This window comes from Paratractidigestivibacter sp. (assembly GCF_052362415.1).
In the GTDB taxonomy this organism is placed as follows: Bacteria; Actinomycetota; Coriobacteriia; order Coriobacteriales; family Atopobiaceae; genus Paratractidigestivibacter.
Genome location: NZ_DAWEMK010000029.1, coordinates 13634 through 19116, shown reverse-complemented (window position 1 = coordinate 19116; position 5483 = coordinate 13634). Strand labels below are relative to the sequence as shown.

General features: G+C 64.3%; 5 protein-coding genes, 1 tRNA gene and 2 pseudogenes. 3 read left to right on the top strand and 5 right to left on the bottom strand.

What is annotated here, in order from left to right:
• The coding region (gene serC, locus ACT84W_RS04555) for a 3-phosphoserine/phosphohydroxythreonine transaminase (RefSeq protein ID WP_444328354.1) at positions 1–669 on the bottom strand (669 nt) is incomplete at its 3' end.
• Between the two features lie 90 nt (positions 670–759).
• Here serC and ACT84W_RS04550 point away from each other — a divergent pair.
• Positions 760–1536, top strand: coding sequence for a radical SAM protein (locus tag ACT84W_RS04550; protein WP_417576643.1), 777 nt, complete (start codon positions 760–762; stop codon positions 1534–1536).
• Between the two features lie 80 nt (positions 1537–1616).
• Here ACT84W_RS04550 and ACT84W_RS04545 read toward each other — a convergent pair.
• Both ACT84W_RS04545 and uidA read right to left on the bottom strand, forming a co-directional pair.
• Positions 1617–1693, bottom strand: a tRNA-Pro gene (locus tag ACT84W_RS04545).
• Positions 1694–1776: 83 nt separating this feature from the next.
• Positions 1777–3555: pseudogene (gene uidA, locus ACT84W_RS04540) on the bottom strand (beta-glucuronidase); the annotation flags it as partial.
• 276 nt (positions 3556–3831) lie between these two features.
• Here uidA and ACT84W_RS04535 point away from each other — a divergent pair.
• Positions 3832–4146 carry an MGMT family protein gene (locus tag ACT84W_RS04535; RefSeq protein WP_417576642.1) on the top strand — a complete coding sequence of 105 codons (315 nt, stop codon included), beginning with the start codon at positions 3832–3834 and terminating at the stop codon, positions 4144–4146.
• A gap of 138 nt (positions 4147–4284) precedes the next feature.
• The gene (locus ACT84W_RS04530; RefSeq protein WP_432290534.1) at positions 4285–4605 is read left to right on the top strand and encodes a PTS transporter subunit EIIB; all 321 of its coding nucleotides are present in this window, start codon (positions 4285–4287) and stop codon (positions 4603–4605) included.
• Between the two features lie 121 nt (positions 4606–4726).
• Here ACT84W_RS04530 and ACT84W_RS04525 read toward each other — a convergent pair whose 3' ends face one another.
• Positions 4727–5092 (bottom strand): DUF1667 domain-containing protein, encoded by a 366-nt coding sequence (locus ACT84W_RS04525; RefSeq protein ID WP_444328353.1) that lies wholly within the window; start codon positions 5090–5092, stop codon positions 4727–4729.
• A pseudogene (locus tag ACT84W_RS04520) lies at positions 5092–5483 on the bottom strand (pyridine nucleotide-disulfide oxidoreductase); the annotation flags it as partial. The gene ACT84W_RS04525 and the pseudogene ACT84W_RS04520, both read right to left, overlap by 1 nt.

The following is a 5483-nucleotide window of genomic DNA, read 5'->3' as shown; positions in this document are numbered from 1 at the left end:
CAGCATGGTGGGCACGCCGGGAAGGTCGTCGGGAATGAGGTCCTCGCGGACGATCACGATCTGCACGCCGGCGGGCCCGACGTTCTTCTGGACGCCCGCGTGGATGAGCCCGTAGCGCGAGACGTCGACCGGCTCGGAGAGGAACATCGAGGACTGGTCCGCGACGAGCACATGTCCCTTGGTGTCGGGCAGCTCGGGGTAGCGCGTGCCGGTGATCGTCTCGTTCTGGCAGATGTAGACGAAGCTCGCGTTCGGGCGGATGTCCAGGTCGGAGACGTCCGGCACGTAGGAGAATTTCTTATCCGCGGAGGTGGCGAGGAGCTTGGCGTCGCCCAGAATAACGCCCTGCTCGTAGGCCTTCTTTGACCAGTTGCCCGTCACGACGTAGTCGGCCTTGCCGTTCGTCGCGAGGTTCATGAAGACGGTAGAGAACAGCAGCGAGTCGCCGCCCTGGAGAAAGAGCACCTTGTAGTCGTCAGGGATTCCCATGAGCGAGCGCAGGTCGGCCTCCGCCTCTTCGATGATCTTCTGGAACACCGGCGAGCGGTGGCTCATCTCCATAACGGACATGCCGGTGCCGTCGTAGTCGAGCATAGACGCGGCGCATTGGCGAAGCACTTCCTCAGGAAGGACCGCGGGGCCGGCAGAGAAGTTATAGACGCGGGACATATGCCCTCCTCGTTGGTTCGGAAAACAGCCCTTCAATGGTACACGCACCGTGATTGGGCTATTGTTCTTTGAAACAGAAGGGAGACACGAATGCCCACGTTCCTCAACGATTCCCCGGTCTTCGGGCCCGTGCGCAGCCGCCGGCTCGGCGTCTCGCTCGGGGTGAACATGATGCCCGCGACGGGAAAGATCTGCACCTTCGATTGCCTCTACTGCGAGAACGGCCTGAACGAGCAACGCAGGTGCGCCGGGCGCCACAACAGCGCGCAGACGGTGGCCGCGGCGCTCGAGGCGAAGCTGCGTCAGATGCGCGACGAGGGCGAGCTGCCCGACGTCATCACCTTCGCCGGCAACGGCGAGCCGACCGCCGCGCCGGAGTTCCCCGAGGCGATCCGCGCAGCCGTCGCCCTGCGCGACGAGCTCGCCCCGACCGCCAAGATCGCGGTCCTCTCCAACGGGACGATGGCCGCGCGCCCCGAAGTCCACGACGCGCTCATGCTCGTAGACGACAACATCCTCAAGCTCGACACCGCAGACGCGGAATACATCCGCCTGCTCGACAGGCCCGTGGGCCGCTACGACGTCGAGGAGCAGATAAGGGCGTTCGCGTCGTTCGAGGGCCATGTGATCGTGCAGACCATATTCCTGCGAGGCAAGTGGCAGGGGCATGACATGGACAACACCTCCGAGCGCTACGTGGGGCCGTGGCTCGACGCGCTCCGCAGGATCCGCCCGCAGGAGGCGACGATCTACACCATCGCGCGCGACACCCCCGTCGACGGCCTTATGAAGGCCCCGGCAGATGCCATGGACGCCATCGCCGCCCGCGTTCGCGCCCTCGGCATCCCCTGCCAGGTCTCCTATTAAATGTAATGACGAAAAGGGACTGTCCCTTTTCGTCATTACAAAAAAGCCGGCCTGGTTACCCAGGCCGGCTTGTTAAGTTCTGGTCGGGTGGACTGGATTCGAACCAGCGACCCCTTGACCCCCAGTCAAGTGCGCTACCAAACTGCGCCACCACCCGAATTTGCTGCGCCTTCGCGCGAGAAAACAATTTACCAGCATCGAATCGGAAATGCAAGCGGGAATTTGAAAACTATTTCCGGCCTACTCCTTAAAGCCGAAATCGGGGATCTGGTGCCAGCTTTCGCGGAAGTAGTGAGCTGCGAGCTTGGGCTTGCGGTCGTGGGTAAAGAGGCCCTTCTTGTTGCCTGCCACGCGCAGGATGCTCTGGCTCGTGGCGAAGTCGGCGAAGTTCCAGGCCTGCTCCCCCACCACACAGGGGAACTCGTCCATGACCGCGAAGTTCGCCTTGTAGTAGTCGACCTGGTACTCCTCGGTGTACATGACGGGCGTGGTGTCATGGAGCCCGGCGACCGTGTCGGCGCCGAACTCGGTGAAGACGATCGGCTTGCCGAGCTCCGCCCAGGCCTCGAGCTCGCGGCGCAGCGCCGCCTTCGTGACCTCGAGGTCAGGCCCGCCGAAGTACCAGCCGTACTAGCGGTTGAGGCAGATGACGTCGGAGAGCTTGGCGGAGCAGTCGTTCTGCGGCGTGGTCCCCTGGACGCTCGGGAGGGTGCAGGGGCGCTTCTGGGGGTCGAGCTCACGCGCGAGGTCATAGAGCGGCTTGAAGTACTCGTAAGCCCCCTCGGAGGCGGAGTCGGGCTCGTTGGCGATGCTCCACATGACCATGCACGCGTGGTTCTTGTCGCGCGCGACGAGGTCGCGGATAACCTGCTTGTGGGCCTCTTGCGTCTGCACACCATGAACCGGGTCGAAGGTCGAGACGTGCTCTTCGCCGAAGTTGGCGCCGCCGCCGAACTTGAGGTTCACGCCCACGGCCGTGGTCTCGTCGATGACGACGATGCCCTCGGCGTCGCACAGGCGCATCATCTCCTCGCTGTAAGGGTAGTGGCTCGTGCGGAAGCTGTTGGCCCCCTGCCACTTCATGAGCGAGATGTCCTTGACGTTCATGGGGAGGTTCTCGCCGCGGCCCGCGGGGAACGTGTCCTCATGCTTTCCGTAGCCCTTGAAGTAGAACGGCCGGCCGTTGATGAGGAACCTCTCGCCGTCGACGCGGACGGTGCGCACGCCATAGGGAAGCTCGTAGACGTCATCGCCGAAGGTGACGCGCACCTGATAAAGATAGGCGTGCCCGGGCTGCCAAAGGGTCGCGTGCTCGACCATGAGCTCGCCCTCGGCGCCCGAGGACTCGGCGACCTTCTGGCCTTTGGCGTCGAGGAGCTCCACGCGGCAGTCGGCGTCCCCGGTCGCGGCGACCTTGTACGAGATCGTGGCAGAGGGGTCGTCACCCGTCTCGTCCTGGACGTCAGCGACGAGCTCGATGTCGTCGATGTGCTCCGCAGGGGTCGTGTAGATGCAGACCTGACGGGTGATGCCGGCGTAGTTGAAGAAGTCGAAATTAGGGTTGTTGGCCTTCTTGCCGTCGGAGGGGCTGGACCCCATGCCGCCCATGAGACCCGCCATCATATTCGCCTTGCCGCCCACGGGAAGGGTCGAGTAGTCGATAGGGTTGTCGACGGCGACGGTGAGGAGGTTGTCGCCCGGCTTGAGCCACTCGTTCAGCTGCACCTCGAAAGGCAGGAAGCCGCCAACGTGGCAGCAGATCTCGTGCCCGTTGAGGAACACCTTGGCATGGTGCGTGATAGCGGCGAAGCGAAGCATGACGCGCTCGCCGAGCGCGATGGACGGGACAGCAATCGTGCGCTGGTAGAAGGCCCAGCCACAGAATTCGCGGAAGTCGACCCCCTCTTTGAGATCGTTGTAGGAAGACGGGGCGGGCATGGTCAGGGGATCGTCGAGCGGCCGGGCCGCCCAGCCGTCGTCGAACGCGTGCCCGTCGTCGAGCTTGAAGTCCCAGATACCGTCGAGGCTCTCGACGAATCACGAGGAAGTCTGCTGGGGATATAGCATGGGACGGCCTTTCTGATGAATGGGTTGCGGGCGCCAGCCGCCCGGGAGGCTTCTGTACGGTCACGTACTTACCCAGCCGGGCTGGCCGGTAAGCCAAGAAGCCCGAGATACTCAAGCCGCGGCGTACAATCTCGCACAGAGAAGCCCGCGGCGTATGCCGCGGGAAGCCGCGCCGGCGCCGGCGCGCACCGCCCGTCCAGATACCCGAGCCCGTCCCAAGGAGCCTTCATGTCCGAACCTTTCTTCGAGCGCTGCTACGAGGTCGTCAAGCAAATTCCCGAGGGCCGCGTGGCAACCTACGGACAGATCGCGCGAATGCTGGGCGAGCCGAGGCGGGCGCGCTACGTCGGGTACGCCATGCACTCGAGCCCGGGCGTGGCAGGGGGCGTGCCGTGCCACCGCGTGGTCTTCAAGGACGGGATGCTCGCGCCCGGCTTCGCGTTCGGCGGCCCGGGGGCGCAGCGCGCCTTGCTCGAGGCGGAGGGCGTGGGCTTTCTGCCGGACGGCAGGGTAAGGATGGCCGAGTACCAGTGGGAGGCATGACGAAAAGGGACTGTCCCTTTTCGTCATTTCGGCGGGGGATTGAGGCCGTTGGCGAATTTCGGTAAGAGAGTAATGCATTTTATTCACTAGACTCGGGTCTTAGGGAAGAGCACACGCCATCGATTCGGAGGTTCAAAAATGGCAAGCATATTCGAGCGGATCACCGAGGCTTTCAAGTCGGACGACAGCGAGGTCGTCAAGGAGGCCGTCAAGGCCGCCGCGACCGCCGGCAACATCCTTCAGGCGGTCGGCGGCAAAGAGAACGTCGAGTCCGTGGCCAACTGCGCCACGCGCCTGCGCCTCACCCTGAAGGACACCTCGAAGGTCGACTACGCCGGCTGCATGGCCGCAGGCGCCATCGGTATCGTCAAGCCCGAGGACGAGGCCAACGGCGTCCACGTGGTTCTCGGCTCCGACAAGGTCCAGAACGTCACCGACGCCTTCAAGGAGCTGCTCTAGGCTTTAAGGCAGCGCGCCGAAGGCAGAGGGATCAGCGAACAGATCGCCGCAAGAAAGAAGCGCGCCCCCAGTCAGATGAGGGCGCGCTTCTCTTGTGTCAACACTATGCACAAGCCTTGCATCACGCCGATTTGGTCGCCACGACGTCTGCCCCGGTTCCGGCGGCGTCGGCGACGATCACATCGCCGATGCGCACCGGCGCGTGCACACGGGCGCGCAGGATCGCTGCCATGACCTCCATGACCTTGTCCTTGGGGACCTCGCGGGAGGTCTTCACGCTGACCATCCGCTCGGTCGCGCTGCCGATGACGGGGACGGTCGAGGTGACGGTGCGGACCGGGGCCGCGATCTCCGCACGGGCATAGGCCTCTCCCCTTTTGCACGAGTTGCCGCGAACGCCCACGACCTCGGCGCCCTCGAGCTCGACCTCGACCTGGCAGCCCCTCGGGCAGCGGATGCAGGTCAGGGTCCTGCACTGAGCGGACATCACCTGCTCACCTCCTCGAGGCTGACGACGATGCTCTGGATGTCCCCGCACGCGGCGAGGTCGGACTTCCTCAAGACGACCTCATCCATCTGTCCTGGGACGAGGATAGGCCTGCGCCTATGCACAAGCCTTGTGCCATCTGCGCACACATCGACCCATTTATCCTCGTAAACGCCCCCGACGCGGAAGCGGAGCGTGAGCTCATCGGGTATCCTCGCGGGATCGATCGACTGCGGGACGGTATAACGAACGCCGCCCGCGGCAACGACTGGGACGCCGCGCGTGCCGCCGAGTGCGTCGCCCCGAGCATACCGAGCGGCATGAGCGCCGGCAAGCTCGGCCTCCTGGGTCACATAATCGACGAGGTCGTGGACGTGCAGGACGTTGCCGC

Coding starts and splice junctions, on each gene's coding strand:
- ACT84W_RS04550 (WP_417576643.1), top strand. CDS start 760: ATGCCCACGTTCCTCAACGATTCCCCGGTCTTCGGGCCCGTGCGCAGC.
- ACT84W_RS04535 (WP_417576642.1), top strand. CDS start 3,832: ATGTCCGAACCTTTCTTCGAGCGCTGCTACGAGGTCGTCAAGCAAATT.
- ACT84W_RS04530 (WP_432290534.1), top strand. CDS start 4,285: ATGGCAAGCATATTCGAGCGGATCACCGAGGCTTTCAAGTCGGACGAC.
- ACT84W_RS04525 (WP_444328353.1), bottom strand. CDS start 5,092: ATGTCCGCTCAGTGCAGGACCCTGACCTGCATCCGCTGCCCGAGGGGC.